This is a genomic window from Bacillus sp. DE0042 (assembly GCF_007680225.1).
GTDB classification, from domain to species: domain Bacteria; phylum Bacillota; class Bacilli; order Bacillales; family Bacillaceae_G; genus Bacillus_A; species Bacillus_A wiedmannii.
On record NZ_VEJP01000004.1, the window covers coordinates 240246 to 258511 of the forward strand.

14 protein-coding genes and 5 pseudogenes are annotated in these 18266 nt (G+C 34.1%); 10 read left to right on the forward strand and 9 right to left on the reverse strand.

Annotated features, from left to right (window positions below; translation table 11 throughout):
- The first annotated feature begins 109 nt into the window (after nucleotides 1–109).
- Both FS802_RS17605 and FS802_RS31635 read left to right on the forward strand, forming a co-directional pair.
- Complete coding sequence (locus FS802_RS17605) at nucleotides 110–562, forward strand: hypothetical protein (protein WP_098655078.1); 453 nt, start codon at nucleotides 110–112, stop codon at nucleotides 560–562.
- 79 nt (nucleotides 563–641) lie between these two features.
- Nucleotides 642–770: a hypothetical protein gene (locus tag FS802_RS31635; protein ID WP_260989088.1), complete on the forward strand. Its 129-nt coding sequence runs from the start codon at nucleotides 642–644 to the stop codon at nucleotides 768–770.
- A 47-nt stretch (nucleotides 771–817) separates the two neighbouring features.
- On the opposite strand, the pseudogene FS802_RS17610 reads toward FS802_RS31635, so the two are convergent.
- Nucleotides 818–1444, reverse strand: a pseudogene (locus tag FS802_RS17610) (Rpn family recombination-promoting nuclease/putative transposase); the annotation flags it as partial.
- A 383-nt stretch (nucleotides 1445–1827) separates the two neighbouring features.
- Between FS802_RS17610 and FS802_RS31640 the strand changes: the two are divergent.
- Nucleotides 1828–1968 (forward strand): annotated as a pseudogene (locus tag FS802_RS31640) (ArpU family transcriptional regulator); the annotation flags it as partial.
- A gap of 168 nt (nucleotides 1969–2136) precedes the next feature.
- On the opposite strand, the gene FS802_RS17620 reads toward FS802_RS31640, so the two are convergent.
- On the reverse strand, nucleotides 2137–4122 hold the full coding sequence (locus FS802_RS17620; protein WP_144525281.1) for a peptidase G2 autoproteolytic cleavage domain-containing protein: 1986 nt from the start codon (nucleotides 4120–4122) through the stop codon (nucleotides 2137–2139).
- A gap of 1115 nt (nucleotides 4123–5237) precedes the next feature.
- On the opposite strand from FS802_RS17620, the gene FS802_RS17630 reads away from it, so the two are divergent.
- Nucleotides 5238–5939, forward strand: coding sequence for a CsxC family protein (locus FS802_RS17630; RefSeq protein ID WP_144525282.1), 702 nt, complete (start codon nucleotides 5238–5240; stop codon nucleotides 5937–5939).
- Nucleotides 5940–6849: 910 nt separating this feature from the next.
- Here FS802_RS17630 and FS802_RS17635 read toward each other — a convergent pair.
- The 4 genes and pseudogenes from FS802_RS17635 to FS802_RS17655 form a co-directional block, all read right to left on the reverse strand.
- Nucleotides 6850–7157 (reverse strand): annotated as a pseudogene (locus tag FS802_RS17635) (hypothetical protein).
- Between the two features lie 222 nt (nucleotides 7158–7379).
- The gene (locus FS802_RS31180) at nucleotides 7380–7658 is read right to left on the reverse strand and encodes a MarR family transcriptional regulator (protein WP_098708032.1); all 279 of its coding nucleotides are present in this window, start codon (nucleotides 7656–7658) and stop codon (nucleotides 7380–7382) included.
- Between the two features lie 526 nt (nucleotides 7659–8184).
- Complete coding sequence (locus tag FS802_RS17650; RefSeq protein WP_098708029.1) at nucleotides 8185–8751, reverse strand: hypothetical protein; 567 nt, start codon at nucleotides 8749–8751, stop codon at nucleotides 8185–8187.
- Between the two features lie 394 nt (nucleotides 8752–9145).
- Entirely contained in the window at nucleotides 9146–9763 is a 618-nt protein-coding gene (locus FS802_RS17655) for an exosporium leader peptide-containing protein (protein ID WP_144525284.1), read from the reverse strand.
- Between the two features lie 1060 nt (nucleotides 9764–10823).
- Between FS802_RS17655 and FS802_RS17660 the strand changes: the two genes are divergently transcribed.
- Both FS802_RS17660 and FS802_RS17665 read left to right on the forward strand, forming a co-directional pair.
- Nucleotides 10824–11105, forward strand: a complete 282-nt coding sequence (locus FS802_RS17660; RefSeq protein WP_098163502.1) for a hypothetical protein — start codon at nucleotides 10824–10826, stop codon at nucleotides 11103–11105.
- 15 nt (nucleotides 11106–11120) lie between these two features.
- Nucleotides 11121–11376 (forward strand): annotated as a pseudogene (locus FS802_RS17665) (hypothetical protein); the annotation flags it as partial.
- A 423-nt stretch (nucleotides 11377–11799) separates the two neighbouring features.
- Here FS802_RS17665 and FS802_RS17670 read toward each other — a convergent pair.
- Nucleotides 11800–12189: a hypothetical protein gene (locus FS802_RS17670; RefSeq protein ID WP_098708027.1), complete on the reverse strand. Its 390-nt coding sequence runs from the start codon at nucleotides 12187–12189 to the stop codon at nucleotides 11800–11802.
- A gap of 307 nt (nucleotides 12190–12496) precedes the next feature.
- On the opposite strand from FS802_RS17670, the gene FS802_RS17675 reads away from it, so the two are divergent.
- Together FS802_RS17675 and FS802_RS17680 are read left to right on the forward strand one after the other, a co-directional pair.
- On the forward strand, nucleotides 12497–12751 hold the full coding sequence (locus FS802_RS17675; RefSeq protein ID WP_000369713.1) for a hypothetical protein: 255 nt from the start codon (nucleotides 12497–12499) through the stop codon (nucleotides 12749–12751).
- A gap of 94 nt (nucleotides 12752–12845) precedes the next feature.
- Nucleotides 12846–13334 (forward strand): hypothetical protein, encoded by a 489-nt coding sequence (locus FS802_RS17680; protein WP_098165031.1) that lies wholly within the window; start codon nucleotides 12846–12848, stop codon nucleotides 13332–13334.
- A 938-nt stretch (nucleotides 13335–14272) separates the two neighbouring features.
- Here FS802_RS17680 and FS802_RS31645 read toward each other — a convergent pair.
- Nucleotides 14273–14505: pseudogene (locus FS802_RS31645) on the reverse strand (zinc ribbon domain-containing protein); the annotation flags it as partial.
- A 284-nt stretch (nucleotides 14506–14789) separates the two neighbouring features.
- A complete protein-coding gene (locus tag FS802_RS17695) occupies nucleotides 14790–15893 on the reverse strand; it encodes a spore coat kinase CotI (protein ID WP_098708026.1) in 1104 nt (367 codons plus the stop codon).
- Between the two features lie 152 nt (nucleotides 15894–16045).
- On the opposite strand from FS802_RS17695, the gene FS802_RS17700 reads away from it, so the two are divergent.
- Both FS802_RS17700 and cotS read left to right on the forward strand, forming a co-directional pair.
- Nucleotides 16046–17182: a glycosyltransferase family 4 protein gene (locus FS802_RS17700; RefSeq protein ID WP_000684274.1), complete on the forward strand. Its 1137-nt coding sequence runs from the start codon at nucleotides 16046–16048 to the stop codon at nucleotides 17180–17182.
- Between the two features lie 24 nt (nucleotides 17183–17206).
- Nucleotides 17207–18265 (forward strand): spore coat putative kinase CotS, encoded by a 1059-nt coding sequence (cotS, locus tag FS802_RS17705; protein ID WP_098708025.1) that lies wholly within the window; start codon nucleotides 17207–17209, stop codon nucleotides 18263–18265.
- The last annotated feature ends 1 nt before the right edge of the window (nucleotide 18266 follow it).

Genomic DNA, 18266 nt, shown 5'->3' on the forward strand with positions numbered 1-18266 from the left:
GAAGCCACTAGGCTTCTGTACTTAGGAATCTCCCACTTCAAACAGTCCATAAGGACGTTAAGTGGTGAGTAGTTCAAAATATGAAAATATTCTTGAGGAGGAATTTATCATGTTTAAAAAATCACCAAATAATGAACAAGCTATTGTTATTACTGCTAGTGAAACTTATGATGTATTTTTATTTCCCAATATTAGTGATAATCGATTCCATTTAATTATAGAAAACTTTTACAATATGGGATGTAATTATTTTGAGTTATATGTTGATATAAAAAATAATTTATTACATATTTATGATGATATTGGTTGGGTCACAAGAGGAACAAGTGCGGTCAATAGAATTAATAAACACTTAATAGACAAAATATATACTTCTCTACACCTATCTAACTCCGAAGAAGCTAAAGTCCTTATCTATTTTCCTGAAAGCAACACGAAAGGGGTAGGCATTGTAACATACGGTCATCATGCAGAAGAAGGTAAATATGGTTTCGGACCTCCTTTTAATATAACGAGTACATATGAACCATTTATCAACATGGCTAAACAACGAAAACACTAAAATAATCCTCAAGAGATAAGACACTTAATTTTGATCTAAACGACTATATAAGTATTAACCAAAAGGGGGAGAAATTTAAATGAAATATATGATTTATAAATACGCAGATGGAAACATTGGTTATTATATTGATGAACCAGGTGTAAGTTGGAAATATGCACATGGAAATGCTGGTGGGCATCACCTTCCAGGCGGGGGTGATCATTAACAAATAACACCTACAGATATATCTGTAGGTGTTATTTGTTAATTTATTTAGGATTGTAAAATTCCTTGTATTTCTTCAATACGTAAATTTGTAAATTTTGCAATATCTTCTATTGGCATCCCGTTTTTGTGCATACCACGTATTAGTTGCATTTTCCCTTTTTCAATCCCTTTTTGTTCTGCATAAGCAAACTTTGCAGCTTCATCCATCAATGCTTTTTCCCTTGCTTCATACGCTTGTCGGAAAGAAGAATCTTGACTCATACGTTCCCATTTATTCATGGCTTTTTGTAAAATCGGGTCTTGGTTCATCGCAATATCCTCCAATGTTTGGGCTAATTTTTCATCTTCATTCGCTGAAAGTAGTAATAACCAGCGAACAAACGAATCTTCCCAGGGATTTACTTGTTCGTTACGCCACTGTTGTATGAGCTTTGGAATCTCCACGATATGAACTTCGATATCATCACTTAAGATTTTCTGTTGTTGCTGATTCCATAGGATTCCTGTTGTATGGAATGCCTCGTATTCAGGAAACATAACGAAATTTAACAAATTGATTGTAATTGTTTTATGAAGAGAGCTGTATGGCATTCCTTTTTGAAGTTGGGATGTATATAGCCTTCCCCAATAATATAAACTTCTCTTAATCATATCATGATTATTATTTAGCTGGGTTTATAGAAGGTGCATATAACAGATAGAACCTGGACATTTAGACTAAATAATATAGATAAAATTTCAAACGATACTTATAAAAAAGGGGGAAAATAACGTATAGGTGTAACAATTTCCAAACTTTTTATACGTTTTATTAATCAGAGAATCAACTAGTAAGGTTAATATGTGTAATTTTAATCAACCATTTTTATAAAGACAATCTTAAATATACTGAAAAAGAATCTATTTTGGTTAGTTTTTTTCAAATTAGATTCTTTTTACATTCCGTAGAGTAAAAGTGGTAATAGGTATTTTTAATCAAACTTTATTTTAAAACTACACAAAGCATTATGCGTTCGGATGAAAAATCAAGAAGAACAGGCTCGAGTGGGGGCATCATTATTGAGTTAAAGTATTTAGGGAATGAGAAAGTGAAAGATTCCTATGTTTATAACGAGTTGATGATGAGACGTGATAACTTTTATGAGAATAAAAAAGTAGCTATCCGTTTGATAGCTACTGCTTTAGGGATTATATAACCTCGGTTTAATTATAGTGAAAATGAAATTATGATTTTTTGTAACGTTAAGGTAGATTTTATATGATACATGTAACTCATCTTACTTGCTCTGCCTATGGTAGGGCTTGTTTGTTTAAAATAGATTGCTGAATGTACAGTTTACACGATTAAGATATCATTCTAATTTTTACCGAACTAAAATCATTATTTGATTTGGTCCTGTCCGTTTCATAACACGATATCCGTTATTTGATGCTGTGGCAGTCCCCTCATCATTGGATTTACAATAATCATTTACTTGACAGGTACCATCATCACGAACAAGTAGCTTCCCAACTAAACCAACAGCTACCCATTCAGGTCTAGTCAGCCTTGAGCTACAGGGGATATCAGGGTTCCAATTTGGATTGACTTTTTTTCTGGTTTCTACGTGTTCTGGCACAATTATATTTCCTTTACCATCTTTTATCGCTTCTTTTACAACCTCTTCATATATCTCCCGATTCCATTCATCTAGTAAGTATTTAGAACATGTAGGATCTTGAGTATCTGCTAATATGCCAGGACGAGAACTCGTAACTCCTAAAATATAATCATCATTCGCATTTGCTTTTCGTATCTTCTCGCCATCTAGCGTAACAAAGTATCCAACATCTATTGGTTGACCATCAATTGTTTCAAACATTTCAGCATAATCACAAGCACCAGCAGATGTTATATATGCGCTAGCTGTTACATTACTATCAAAGCAAGCAGATCCATCATTTGAAATTTTTGCAACTACACCAGTGATATCACATTGAGCTGCTCCATTGACTAGATACCAAGAAAATGGAAGATCTACTGCAGGATTGGGTCCACCATTTTGACCCATAACATGGACGCCTATTAAGCCATTATCACATGTCTGAAAGCCCTCTGTATGGGAGGTAAATCCACTTACTGTTGTGGAAAATCCTTCGGCATGTGAGGCAAATCCACTTGCTGTTGTGAAAAATCCTTCAACATGTGAGGCACCAGCACTTGCTGTTGTGCCACTTCCTTCGGCATGTGAGGAATCTCCAATTGCAGTTGTATTCTGACCTTCGGCATGTGAGGCAAATCCACTTGCTGTTGTGAAAAATCCTTCAACATGTGAGGCACCAGCACTTGCTGTTGTGTTAAATCCTTCGGCATGTGAGGCAAACTCACCTGCTGTTGTGCCATTTCCTTCGGCATGTGAGGAATCTCCAATTGCAGTTGTATTCTGACCTTCGGCATGTGAGGCAAATCCATTTGTTTTTGTGCCACTTCCTTCGGCATGTGAGTCAAATCCAATTGCAGTTGTATTCTGACCTTCGGCATGTGAGGCAAATCCACCTGCTGTTGTGCCATTTCCTTCGGCATGTGAGTAATCTCCGTTTGCTACAGTTTCCCCCCCTTCGGCATGTGAGCAATCTCCATTAGCAACCGAACAACAACCTTCAGCATGAGAACAATCACCATTTGTTTCTGTACCGCATCCTTCCGCGTGTGAGGAATCTCCATTTGCAGTTGTACCACATCCTTCTGCGAATGCACAATCTCCATTCTCTATAGGGCTTCCTTCAAAGGAGCATCCGCCAATAGTACCAGTTAATTCACAAACTAGTGGTGGGGCAGGAGGTCCGGTAGGACCGGTATCACCAGTAGGTCCAGTAACGCCGGTAGGTCCGGTATCACCAGTAGGTCCAGTAACGCCGATAGGTCCGGTATCACCAGTAGGTCCAGTAACGCCGGTAGGACCGGTATCACCAGTAGGTCCAGTAACGCCGGTAGGACCGGTATCACCAGTAGGTCCAGTAACGCCGGTAGGACCGGTATCACCAGTAGGCCCAGTAACGCCGGTAGGACCGGTATCACCAGTAGGTCCAGTAATGCCGGTAGGACCGGTATTGCCAGTAGGTCCAGTAACGCCGGTCAGTCCGGTATCACCGGTAGGTCCGGTAACGCCGGTCAGTCCGGTATCACCGGTAGGTCCGGTATTGCCGGTCAGTCCGGTATCACCGGTAGGTCCGGTAACGCCGGTAGGTCCAGTTGGTACTGTAAATGTTGGAGTAGGTGGTAGTGTAGGTCCAATAAGATTCGGATCAAATGCGGCAGCAGATAAATGTTGATTAGACGTTAATTCGTCATTATCTTTTTTATTTGACACATCTTCACCTCCAAGAAATCACCAATCATATATAATGAATGCGCAAATAAAGGGAAATATGAATAGGTGCTAATAAGTTGAAAAAGGGAAAAGAAAATGGTTATTTGTTCGACAGTTAATTGTTTTTGGATTGTTAAAATGAGGGTAAATATTAGTGGAAAACACACCTTAACATTTTGTGCTTAAAATTTAGTTGGAGTATGAGGAGTTTTTCTATTTATATATCATTTTCTTGTGAAGCCCGAGGAGATGTTCTAGAGACAGAATTGTATTAACGCGATTGAAGGGAATAGGGGACTTGTTTTATTTCGCGCAAAAGTTACACATTTCAAATCTCCTGTCCCTCTTCATACAATATAAAAATTCACCTCCATTTCAAGACTCTGATTACTTAAATACAGTATTTATAACGGTTCGCATAACGTCTTTTTATTATTCTAGAAAACTTGTAAAAAATATAATACAAGCAAGTGTTAAACCTTGTATCTTACTATCTCTTCCACCAAGTTTTTTTGCTTTTAATAAATTTTTTCAATTTTTTTATCAAAAGTCGTATCTCGTTTTGTAATATATTCAATCGTTTTTTTTGCATATCTTCAATTTGTTCTATTTGCTTTTGCAATGAATGCGTTAATTTTTGAATCTCATATTGCATTCTGTGCGGAATTAAATCGTCCTCTGATTCCCTATTTATCAAAGAGTGAACGCTTTGTATCGGTGATTCTTGCTTCTGTCTTTGTATCACTGCTACGGCAGCCACCATATCGAGGTTTACTCCAACTTCTTTTCTAGCTTGAATTAAAACTCTAAATGTTAACTCACCTATATCGGTGAAAATCCTTACAGTGTTTTCATTTTTCCGAAAAATATACTCTGATTTTTCAAGGGATTTTCTCTAATAATTCAATGTGAAATATCCGACGCTTATATAGGAATGACCGATAAATTATCAACTCGTGAAAATTTTCAATGAGATAGCAAATAAAATATTCGCAAAAAATAAAAAAAAATTTAAAAACCTATTATACAAGCTTATACATCAATAAAAAAAACGAATATATTGCAATTGAACGGTTTTAAAAATTTAAAACGATTTGAAAAGGAGATTAGAAAATATGAGCGAACAATGTCCAATTAATGTACCATGTCAAGTAACAGGGCAAACTCAAACACCGTTAAGCGATACTCCTGTGACACCAATTACTACTCCAGGAACACCTGTTGTAAAAGTACCAATTGTATTAGCAGAAAGCACAATTCAAATTGTTGTAGAATCCGATGTTCCATTAGATCCTCCAGCAACTGAGATTAAACGTGTGTTGAAAAATGTATTTTTAACACAAGGCAAATTAGTCCCTGTAGCATTTGAACCGGTACCAGGAACACCTTACAGCCGAGTTACAAGAGGAAAATTATTTGTACAAGGGTATATTCGTAAAAATATTGAATATGCAAATGAAGAGTGTAATGGAGTTCTATATGACCGTATTGCAAATGTTCCATTTTCCGGCTTTGCAGATTTAACAGAAACTGATTTTTTATCACTGGCTTTAATAGCATCTTCTTCAGACACTACTTCTCATTTTATTAATCCTAAAAACGGTGATTTACCACGTTTAGATAAATATTTCTTCCAGAATTCAGTTTTTTATAACGAACAACCATATGTTGAATTAGTAAGCGCTCAATTCTTTGAATTAGACTTTTCACCTTGTCCAACAGAACTAAACGAATCATTTGATACACTTCGCGAAAAAATCGTACTAGATCTTACTTTAAAAGTGTTACAAGTACAACAAGTACAAATAACATTATAAAACAAAAAAGCACTCATTTTGAGTGCTTTTTTGTTTTATAAATTTGTAACTAAGAAAACTTCTTATTTTTCAAAATCAACCTACTTAAAAAGAACACCAATGCCCGTTGGTGTTCTTAAAAGGAAACTATAAAATTGAAATAAGTGAGTGAAACAAATTCCAATACTATAATATATGCTTGAATAACACTTATAGTGTTAAAAATTAAATATTATCATTAATAATAGACGGAAAACTCACTTCTTATCTTTTTTCAAATAAAAAGCAAATTTCTCTTTACCATTAGGCTCTAATTTATTTATCAAACAAGCGACTCCCAAATGACCTCTTTTGTTCTAAAGCTGCTATGTCTTTATGATTAAAACTTCTAGAATAATTACTGCCATATTTAAAAGGATACCTAGATTTTTCGGAAAAAAGGGGATTTTTATGCAAAGTACTTGATCCACTCGTTAGGTTCTTAGATGCCTCAAATCCCAATAAGTTTGAGCTGTTTTTTGTCTTCCCTCTGTTCTAAGTAGTTCTTTATTTTCTATATAGTGTTTTTGTTGCAACCGATAAGCTGCGTGATGATAATTTAAAATGAATTTCATATATACTTTAAATTTCAAACTTACCCAAGAACCTAATAAAGATAAAAATTCAGATTATAGATATGTGGATATATGAACGTGGAATATCGGTTGTTATAATATATTAATATTGCACTCTCTTTTTAAAATACAATAATTAAAACTTATAATATGTATTTTTAGAGTATAGACACATTAATCAAGTAGAAAAGCCTGTTTTATAATTGTATTCCCAAAAAAAGAATAAAAAAACTCCTTTTATATTATCAATAATATTACGTTATGTTAACTCTATAAAAATAAATAATCATAGAAGTTTTTTGTGAATTTAATATAGGTTAGTAAACAAGCATGTTTCCTATTACAACATAGAATAATATAACTCTTGTTTGATAGGAGGTAAAAAATGAATTGGAATAATGATTGCTGTAAGCATAGACGTCATAACCATTGTTGTGAACATAAGCATCATCCTCATCGTTGTGAGCATCATAATCAAGGGAATCATCACGGTGGGCATCATCCTCATCGCTGTGAGCATAAACATCATAACCATTGTTGTGAGCACAAGCATCATAATCATGGTTGTGAACATAAACATCATAAACATTTTTGTAAATGTTTTATTTGCTGTCATCGCAAACATTGGTAAAAAAGTTCATGATTTTTAGTTTTAAAAAAAGTGCAATAGACGTTGCACTTTTTTTAAATAAATATACAGGTAATGTATACCTTTTCTTACTTCCTTCAAGTTGAATATCAAGTAATGCTTTTGTAAAGATTTGTTGTGTAGGTCTACAAATATTATCCCTTAAATTGGTGAAATATGTTTTTTAGCATCTTCAGCTACAAAACTATTAAGTGGTTCTTATAGATTCCTTGAGTTGCTGTATCTACTTACTTGCTCTTCTGGAGAACAGCAGATAATATTTGGGTTTACAAGCCATGTATGAGTTATACCAATACGACCATCTTTGGTATTTGTTCTAGTTTCTGCAACTATTAATAATCCCTTTTGTATTAAACCGTTCATTAACTCTGAAACTTTTCCCCTAGTTCTATTTAACTTTCTAGCAAGATAAATAGGCGTTGTACTATCAGAGTCAAATTCATCTTTTTTACTTATTCTTTCAATTGAACTACTCACCACTGAACGCCCTTACGGACTGTTTGAAGTGGGAGATTCCTGCGAACACCGATGTATCCATCGGTTATCTTAACAGGCTCTACCCGTAGTCCCTACGGTGAGAACATAAGTATTTTGTACGTTGACTCACCACACTACCTACTTTAGCTTGGTTTTCGCAACTTCGGCAATCGTGGTGCGATAGAACGTTGAAGATTTTACGGTTGCAACGTTTTTCTGCAACCAACCTCATATCTTCAGTTTTCGAAGAACAATCTGTACAAGTAAATGATAGCAAACATGTTAGCCTATGCCAACCGGCATTCATCTCCCACCTAAAATTGGTGTTTCACACCTTCACATTTTTGAGAAAGGAGTCTTCTGTCGGAAAACGATAAAATAATTATTTTAAATTCTACATAAGGTATTGAATTTATTTGAAAATGCTTTTTCAGTAGATAACAAGTTATGGTAGAAAGAACAGTAATTGCAAAGTTAGACTTTGTAATGAGCCAATTTCATATTTAAGATAAGAGAATATGAATTACTAAGTACTCATTTTTATAGAAACTTTTACAGCATCTTTCTCTATAAAATCGAAAGCAAAGGGTGATTTGTATACTTGAGATTTCTTTGGATTTTCAAAGTTAGCTTCACGTGTATAAACATTGCTGAGTATTTTTTCTTCGATGATGCTAAATTGATGCTCCTCTTTAATGTCTTTTGATTCTATAAGACCTTGAAAGGGAACGTCACCTTGGATCCTATAGTTTGGGATTACCTTGTTATAAGCTAAAGCTGTATAAGTAATAGTCTTACGGATAAATCCTGAAATAGTGACTACTTCTGAACTCACCCTTTCAATCGTAGTAAATAGTTGTTTATCAACTTTGATGGTTCCTTTTTTTGCAGGAGGAGTTAACTGGATTTTATGCTCTATAAGTTGCCTAAAGCACAATGTTCTTGATTTGAGGAATTTTGGTGTTTTTTTCGTTTTTGGAGTTTTAGAAAAGCATAAAGATATTCTAGTTACTTCAGGAAGGCCTGATAAATTAATATGTGGGAAATAAGGCGTACTTGTTATAATGCAATTTTTCTTGTAATGTAAACTCATTTACGTTTCCGCACCTTTCCAATGGAATATAATTTAAAATATGTCCTCTTCATCATATATGCTTCTTTTTGGCAAGGAATTTTCCAAAATGAGCTTATGTCATATATCGATAGGATTTTTTAATAATAGGGGTGGCACCCCATCGCTATTAAGTTAAGAAATTGATTGCTCCCAAAAATGAAAAAAGTAAGCTGAACTCTTATAGATAAATGTGATGATATGAACTTTACGTTTTTTGGGACTTCAAAGTATTAGATTGATGGACGTCAGCAAGGTCGTTTTGCTAAGCAAGTTTCTTTATATGCGAAAATGCTGCATGAAAACAAAGAGAGACCACGACTTGATTTCATCACAAAAGAAATATTTCCAAAATAAAGAGGGAAAATTTTTTATGTTAGCCAACCTTTTCAACAACAAATGATGCATCCCCAGTAAAAACAGGTCCAGCAGAAAGTCTAATTAATACTCGAAGAACATCCCCTTGGTTTAATGAAAGTAAAACTGTTTTTGATACCATAATTCTATTGCCTTGGTCCAAATCGATTCGTATTTGAGAAAGAAAATTAACGGTATCGTTTATTGTAAAATTCATAATAAGAGTTCCTGAATCTTCTCCAAATACACTAACCCCTGTCGAAAACGTTACAGCATATACACCAGCACTACCAACCGTTATTGAATTATCAGGGGTACTTAATATAACCCCACTAAAAGGTCCTGTCACTGTAAAATTTATATTTGTATTAGCTACTGCTGGAATATCTGTAACTGGATCAGTATTCAACATTCCGAATACTGGTGTCACTCCAGTAGGTCCAGTAGGTCCTGTTGCTCCTATTAGTCCAGTGGGTCCTGTTAGCCCAGTAGGTCCCGTTGCCCCAGTTAGTCCAGTGGGTCCTGTTGGCCCAGTAGGTCCCATGGGTAAAGTGAATGGCGAGATAGGCGGTAATGTAGGACCCAGTAAATTCGGATCAAATGCTGTTCCAATCAAAAACTCATCTTTTTCATTCATGTACACACCTCCTTACGAAGCTTGTACTTATCATAATTATTAAATGCTCAATACTAGATAAATGACCTTCGCATAAGCGAAAGCTCTCTTTTTTTATTTACTTTCTACAAAATATGGTGAAATAGTTAGAATATTATTTCCGAAAACAATGGGACAACCGTTTTAATAACACAGAGTTAAAAATCTATATCAATAAGCATGATTTATGCTTATTAGGGTTACTACAGGGCGTCACCACATAATCCATCAATTCATAATGTTTTTATAGCCATATAACCAAAAAGCGCTATACTTTCTGTAGAATCATAGGAAAGGATGGCGTTTTTGTATGTCTATTTCTGTATATAATGAATTACAACTATTGGTTCAAGAAGTTCAAATTTTCTTCTCTTCAAATATCTTAGGAGATTCTGCTAGAGATGTTGGTTTCGTGCAACGAACCAGTAAATAATTAAAAAGAATTGTGGTGATACCACAGTTGGAGTTGATGAATCCTAGCTTTCATACTGCAAAATTTCTATGAGGGTGAGAGGAACTCTCATGGTAAAGGAAATGCTGAATAAAGAGCATAGAATTTATTATATGGAAGGGAATGTGAATCCTATTATTAATATAAAATAATTTAAAATAGTAAAAAAAGAACCTAAATTCTTGACAGATAGAAAATAAGTTCTTTCTTTGTTAGTGGAGTTTTATTTAGCAGTGTGTTGGAGCACTATATAATATATGTATTTATTAGTAAGGGGTGTTTAATTTCCAAAATATATATCTTTGTAAATAAGAAAAAAGGACAGTTTAAAACTGTCCTTTTTTCTATTTTTTAAAGATAGTTAACGAACAGGTAATTTGGGATTTGGATTATAGTAAGATGATTATCATCTCACTGTTAATGTATGTAAGTAATACAAAATGGCTTGTACAATTGTTAAAATTAGTGATTTTTTTTTGATAAATTAGTTAATTGGATGTTTGATAGAGGAAGAAAGTCTAATCAATTAATTTATTTCTTTCATAATATATAATGCAGATAAAAATTTTTAGGAAAAAGGGGGTATATTAAATGTCTTTTGAACGTAGATGTGAATGTGATGAATGTAATAGAAACCGAAGAAGAAGAAGAAGAGAACGTGAGGAAGTAAGAGAATTGGGGAATTTTGAAGGACGAAGAAGATTAAACGGTTTACGAGAAGGCGACAGAATTAACGTTTTTTCAGGCGGAGATCAGATCGATGGAACAGGAGTCTTTATTCGTATAGAAGATGGATTTCTTATTTGGGTGGATGCTGCTGCGAACATTAATGTGACAAGCCTAGATGTTATTAGTGTTCGACGCGTAGGTTAATAGCATTTTAAATAATGTAAATGTGTTGAACGTAATAGAAATCGAAAAAAGAGACCATGAGGAGGTGAGAGAAATGGGGAATTTTGAAGGACGAAGAAGATTAGATGGTTTACGAGAAGGCGACAGAATTAACGTTTTTTCAGGCGGAGATCAGATCAATGGAAACGGAGTCTTTATTCGTATAGAGGATGGATTTCTTATTTGGGTGGATGCTGCTGCAAACATTAATGTGACAAGCCTAGATGTTATTAGTGTTCGACGCATAGGTTAATAGCGCCTTAATTAAATATAGGGAAAAGATAAGATAAGAGGAAGGGCTCTTATCTTATTTTTTTAGGGATTATTATGTTATGTAGGTTAAATTAAGTATTTAAATTCCTTTAAGGAGATAATCAGAGAGGTAGGGTACATTATATGTGTAAATTTTTAATTAGGTTTGTACATTTTTAATAATTTTTTGTTTTATGTAAAAGGTGCCAAGAAATACTTTGTAGTTTTATTTCTTGGCGTGGGTATTTATTTGGGTCATTTGGATGCCGACCTTACAATAGTATATGTCCGATATATGGAATTGTTTGTTATTTACGTTCAGTTCAGTAAAGTTAGGAAAGAAAAAACACCTATTTTTTAATAGGTGTTTTTTCTGCAAATTGGCTTATAAAATTAAAGGAAAGGTATTTCTATTCATTCATTTTTAAAAGTCATCGTGATGATCATGATCATGCTCATCACGTTCTCTACAATGCTTACGTTTGCAACAGAAACGATTACAATCAGGTGAATTTATAGAGATTACGTTAATTTTATTAATTGCAATACGTGCCAATCCTGGGAAACAATCGAAGTCAGATAAAATAATTACGTTGTTTCCTTGAAAACCTTGGAATGTTGCACTTGTAGGTGGTTGGCAATCATATTGAATAACAATACAAGTACCAGGAGTTAATGTTCTTAAGAATTGTAATAACTCTGGATTATTATTCATCTGTCTATTGTTTTCGTCTTTTCTGTGCTGATCTCTATGATGATCTCTCCGATCATCACATCTATTGAAATCACAACCTCCACCAAAACCAAAACCCATAAAATTACCCCCTTTCGTTCGTCAGTACATCTTATGCTCGTCTAGAAAGGAAGGTGTGAGTATATGAGTCTAGTTAAGTGTGGATTTTTTATGTAAATATAAAATGTGTTTAATAAGGAGCTTTTTTATGAATTGTTTTAAAACAATATATCATAATAAAGTATTAATAAAAAGTTTTTGCCAACTTGTCTATTTCAATTATTACGTTTAAACATATTTTATTTTGACAACTAATAATAAGTTAATTTAATAGAATTGCATTGCATTGTTAGGTGTCAAAATTAGAAGTAAAGGAAGGTGATAGAGAATGGATAATAATGAAATTCTAACGCTGTTGCAAGCATTTCAATTGGTAGGGGCAAGAGTTGTATTATTTTTACCATCATTTCACGTAGAAGGCCTTATTACACAGATTGGAGAAAATTTTGTTACTCTTCGTCGTGGTAATGGGGAAGGCGTTGAAGTAGAAAGTAATGCAAGTGGTGGGGCTCTTGAAAATCCAAACCAAATTAGTGTTGCAATTAGTAGCATTTTAGCGGTAAGTGATGATCGAGGAGCATAATAAATTAAAAATGTACTGGGTATGATAAATACCCAGTACATTTTTGTATAATGTGTTTACTATATAATACATACTTATTATAGGAGGGGTATAGGTGTGTCAGTTTTGTTTTAATTCTGATAATGGTAAACGTAAATTTAGATTGTTTGATATAAATCCGATTCCTCTTATCGCTCCATTTAAATCAAGAAGGTGTTTTGATACTTCATTAGAATCAGAAAAATCTTCTGATGTTTTATTAAAATCAAAAATGTCCCCTAACACCGCTTTAGAATTAAAGAGATCTTCTTCTTATCATTCAGTAATGAATAGTTCTAGCAATAATTTTGCAGAAGTAACAAAAGAGATTAGAGAACTTTTATATGCCTATCAGTTGCTTCATTTACGTACTGTATTGTTTTTAGAAGGAATTCATATTAAAGGCATTATAATGAATGTGAGGCAAAATTTTGTTACTGTTATTGGACCAAATGTAGAAATAACAAGTAATTCAACCGGTAATATTATAGGTTTTCCGAACAAGATTAATGTTAGACTTGAATCTATTCAAGCAATTGGTGATGTAGAATGGATTTCTCATTAAAATGCAAAAAATAATAGAGTAACATGTAATTTTTAAAGTTGCTTTATATTATATGGAAAAATCAAATCGAAAATGTATCAAGAATATTATCTTTTTTCCTTGTTAATTCCAATATATTTTAGATTGGCACTCCTTGCTCCTTTAGCGCTGGGAGTGTTAAATCCATGCATATTAGGTGATTTCAAATATAGAATTGCCGTAACATCGAGAAATGTTAATCTATACTTTAGAGTTATCCCATATATATTGAGAAGGCGCTTAAATAAGGTGTTTTTTGTTTACACCTTTTGAGAAGGACAAGCATATACTAGAATGTGGTGAGAGACCACTTTATATAGGAGCATCTAACAATTGTGGATGCTCTTTTCATTTGCATACCAAGAATTGTTAAAAATACTATATTGAAGGGGCTATTCTATAAACTCCTTTTAGAGGGGCATGCAGTGAACTACTCGCCACTTAGTAAAGCTTGAAGTGGGAGCTTCTCAGTTCCACGACGAAAGTAACCTTTCGTCTCCCTGAGCGTTACTTCGGGGTGTTCCCCCCTAAGATGTCCAACGCTTGGACGTTCTTTTGGTACGGTTGATATTTTACGCAGGAACCGAATGGCTTGGTTTTCGCACTCTATTTTCTTCCTGCAACCTCATATATCAAGTTATCAAAGAGCTTCATCTAGCTAGTTTATCAAAAGTGTTTGGCTATGCCAAACCGAAATTCATCTCCCACCTACCGTTGGGCTACGCCCTTCACACTCTTGAGGAAGGAGAATTCTTTCGGGTAATTCGTTAAATAAAGTCAGCTTGTACATATTTTGTTTGGAAGTGTATTATAATTTTGAATTGAACAGTTCGTGTAAGTTCAATGCCTCTATTAAATGATCCTCGTTACAGAACCTTGCTGAAACAATCTTTACTTAACCGCCTAATGGTTCTAATCAATTAAGCTATCCCTGTAGTTAAGAGAGGGATAGCTTCGTTTCTAAGATTTAGTCCTGCGTACACATATCTATCGTTATGTGTACTACAAGAAGGGCAATTACACTCGCGAAGATTAAGATTTTTAACGTCTTATTTTGGTAAATGCAATTCGAACATAGCTGACTAAAAATAAACGTTTTTGATATAACTACATCTTGCTTCCTGTACCATTTTCTTTTTTTATTGAGTAAGCTCGTCAGTGAAAAAATGATACCTTAACCTTTTCCCCGCTTTTTTATAAATATGATTCCATATAGCAAGAAAACGATTAAATACAAAATAACTTCAAACAATGGTTCCCGCAATTAAGGCTTCTTATTCTTGCTTCTAGTAAAAACGAAAAAACGTAGACTTATGCCTACCGACATTTATCTTCCACCTAAAATTGGTGTTTCACGCCTTCACATTTTTGAGGAAGCGTCCTTCTGTCGGAAAAAGATAACAGTAACCTTTGCATCAAAACGGTTTGTATTGCGTATTAAAATTCCTCTATTAACATATTTAAAGCTTTTGACTTTATCCTTTCATATTCCATAGCTCCAGCAAGTTCTTCAGCAAGTAATGGTGATTTTCTGACGTATTTTTCACGAATCACATCATACAATTCGTAAGGAAATAACATATCTATAAACATAATTTTCTTCTGCTCAGCTGTTAAAGGGGAAACTGACTCATATGCGTTAATCATAATTTGAAATTGATCTGCATTCCAAACACCAGTTGTATCTAGGAGAGGAATAATCATTTTACGCAAGTCCCGAATAGGAAGATCGTAAGAAACTGTATCTAAATCAATTACCCAAATTTGATTACTTGGATCTAATAAGGAATTTCCTGTTCCATAATCTTGATGACATAAATTAGGGAATTCTTTTAATTCGTCAGTCCATTTTGTATATTCAGATTCCAATAGTCTTTGGTGAGTATGTTTTGCTTCTGAAATGAAAGCATCAATTTCAGCCAAATACAATTGTGAAAATGGGTCATCCGGCATAGTTGCGGATAAAGTTTTCCAAATCTCCATCTGTTGAAATCTTTTAATGTAATGATTGGGCCAACGTCCCAGTTTTGTAAAGATAGGTATGCCTGGTGGCGGTTTGTAGCCAATAGAAGCTACATGAAAATCCGCTAACCCTTTCATAATCATTTCAAGGTCTTCTTGCATTGTAAGCTCAAATGGTCTTCCCTCAATCCATTCATAAACAACAAATAAAAATGGACCGTGTTTTGTATATAACTGATTCACTTTGCTTGGAATTATGCTCGGAACACGCATGCCTTTTTTGGCAAGATAATCTTGAGCGTGAATAGAAAATAAAGCCTTTTTTTCAGGGCGATGAATTCTCTTTAAGCAAAATGGTCCATCTGCAGTATGAATTTTCCATACTAAGGCTAGTTGTCCACCTTGTATTAATTCGACTGTAGTTGCTTGAATGTCCCAATGTTGAATCATTGTCTCTGCCAATGCTACTAATTTTTGCTCCTCTTCGGGCGATAATGTATACACCGCTTCTTCATTATGATTCTCCACATATACCACCATCCTTTTATACTCTCTTATTACTGTATGGTACATGACCATTTTTGCTCTAGCCATTTGCCTTTAAGAAGAAAAAGTACTATTTACCAAATTTAATTATAAAAGATGAAATAATGCTTGATAACTCACAAATATAAGGGTTCTTTCGTAACATATGAAGAAAGTTGTATTTTATGAAACAGGGAGGCGATTTAATGAAAATTGCGATAATATCCACTGAAAAGCTACCTGTACCAGCTGTACGGGGTGGAGCTATTCAAATTTATATAGATTCTGTTGCTTCCATTATTGCTTCAAATGGAAAAAATGTGACAGTTATTTCTATAACAGATCCTAATTTAAAATCAGAAGAAAAAAACAAAGGTGTAAGGTATATACGTTTTCCAGAAGAGGAGTATCTGCCTGATGTTATTAAACATTTGAAACAGGAAAAATATGATGTGGTTCATTTATGTAATCGTCCCAATTGGATTACAATTTTACGTGAGGCGGCACCACAGACGAAATTCGTGTTAAGTGTGCATAATGAAATGTTTGCATACGAAAAGATAAGTGATAAAGAGGGCGAAGCATGTATTGCCGCTGTTTCCAAAATTGTAACAGTTAGTGATTATATAGGAAAAACAATTACCTCGCGCTTTCAAACTGCAAAAGCGAAGACAAGAACAGTATATTCTGGTGTAGATGTAAATGAATATTATCCTTCGTGGACCGCGAATGGTACAAAAGTTAAAAATCATGTGCAAAAACAGTTGAATTTACAAAATAAAAAAATAGTTTTGTTTGTTGGACGCTTGAGCAAAGTAAAAGGTCCTCATATTTTGCTACAAGCTCTTCCTAAAATAATTGAGAAGAATCCAGACATCGTAATGGTTTTTATTGGTTCAAAGTGGTTTGGAGATAACAATGTAAATAATTATGTAAAACATTTATATACCTTAGGTGCAATGTTTCCAGAACATGTAGTCTTTATTAAATTTGTTAAGCCAAAGGATATTTCAACACTTTATGCTATGTCAGATATTTTTGTTTGCTCTTCACAGTGGCAAGAGCCTCTTGCTAGGGTGCATTACGAAGCGATGGCAGCGGGTTTACCAATTATCACAAGTAATCGAGGCGGTAACCCTGAAGTTATTGAAGAAGGAAAAAATGGATATATTGTCAATGACTTTGAGAATCCTGATGCATATGCAGAAAAGATAATTAATCTATTAAATAATGAAAATAAAAGAAAACAGATAGGGAAATATGGACGTGCGAAGGTCGAAAAAGAATTTAATTGGAACCGAGTCGCTATGGATTTAATGAAAGTGTATGGGGAAGTTTTATAAAATTTAAGAGGAGGGTGATGAAAGTTGGAAGAAACAACTGGATTAGAGAGTGAACATTTAAAAAAGGTCCTTAGCTTTTATCCATTTGAAGTAAGTAATATCATTTTACAATCAAGCAGAAGTGGGCGAACAATGTGGGAAGTTGAAACAGAAGAAGGATTAAAAATATTAAAGCAAGCACATATGCACCCCAAAAGGATGCTATTTATTGCTGGAGCACATTTACATCTCCTTCAAAATGGATTACCCATTACAAACATTCATAAAACAAAAAGAGGGGGCTTTTGTATCGGATCTGATGGGTATGCTTATGTACTATATGATAAGCATCAAGGGAAAGAAGTTATATATTATAATAAAGAACAATTAGAAAAGGTACTCATATATGCAGGTAAATTTCATCAAGCATCAGAAGGATATATTCCGATGCAAGAAAGTAAAATTCGGAGTCGATTAGGAAAATGGCATAAATTATACAGATGGAAATTACAAGAATTAGAAGGGAACAAAAGAATTGCACTCTCCTTTCCAGATGATGTATTTTCAACGATGTTTTTAGAGTACGTCGATAAAATGTTAGCACGTGGTAAGAGAGCATTACAAGAAATAGATGATCCATATTATGACCAATGGACAAAAGAAGTTATTGCATCCAATAGTTTCTGTCAGCAAGATTTTACTTTAGCAAGGTTTGCAGAAATAGATGATGCTGTGTTTATGAAAGAGCTACATTCTATTACAAGTGATTTACCCGTGAGGGACCTACGTATCATTTTAAATAAAGTAATGAAAAAAATGTCAGTTTGGGATACTAATTTAGCGATTCATATGTTAAGTGCATATAATTCGGAAAATCCCTTATCAGAAAAACAATTTCGTGTTCTTTGGACTGATTTATCGTTCCCTCACTTATTCTGTGCAATTGCACATAAATACTATTTAGGACAAAAGCGTTCTTGGTCTGATGAAAAGTATATTTGGGCATTGCAAAATATCATTGCACTTGAAGACTCTAAGGAAGAATTTTTACAAAACTTTTCTGATATTTACCACGAAATCAAGAGCAATAGCGGAGGGAAATAAA

Coding starts and splice junctions, on each gene's coding strand:
- FS802_RS17605 (WP_098655078.1), top strand. CDS start 110: ATGTTTAAAAAATCACCAAATAATGAACAAGCTATTGTTATTACTGCT.
- FS802_RS31635 (WP_260989088.1), top strand. CDS start 642: ATGAAATATATGATTTATAAATACGCAGATGGAAACATTGGTTATTAT.
- FS802_RS17630 (WP_144525282.1), top strand. CDS start 5,238: ATGAGCGAACAATGTCCAATTAATGTACCATGTCAAGTAACAGGGCAA.
- FS802_RS17650 (WP_098708029.1), bottom strand. CDS start 8,751: ATGAGTTTACATTACAAGAAAAATTGCATTATAACAAGTACGCCTTAT.
- FS802_RS17655 (WP_144525284.1), bottom strand. CDS start 9,763: ATGAATGAAAAAGATGAGTTTTTGATTGGAACAGCATTTGATCCGAAT.
- FS802_RS17660 (WP_098163502.1), top strand. CDS start 10,824: ATGTCTTTTGAACGTAGATGTGAATGTGATGAATGTAATAGAAACCGA.
- FS802_RS17670 (WP_098708027.1), bottom strand. CDS start 12,189: ATGGGTTTTGGTTTTGGTGGAGGTTGTGATTTCAATAGATGTGATGAT.
- FS802_RS17675 (WP_000369713.1), top strand. CDS start 12,497: ATGGATAATAATGAAATTCTAACGCTGTTGCAAGCATTTCAATTGGTA.
- FS802_RS17695 (WP_098708026.1), bottom strand. CDS start 15,893: ATGGTCATGTACCATACAGTAATAAGAGAGTATAAAAGGATGGTGGTA.
- FS802_RS17700 (WP_000684274.1), top strand. CDS start 16,046: ATGAAAATTGCGATAATATCCACTGAAAAGCTACCTGTACCAGCTGTA.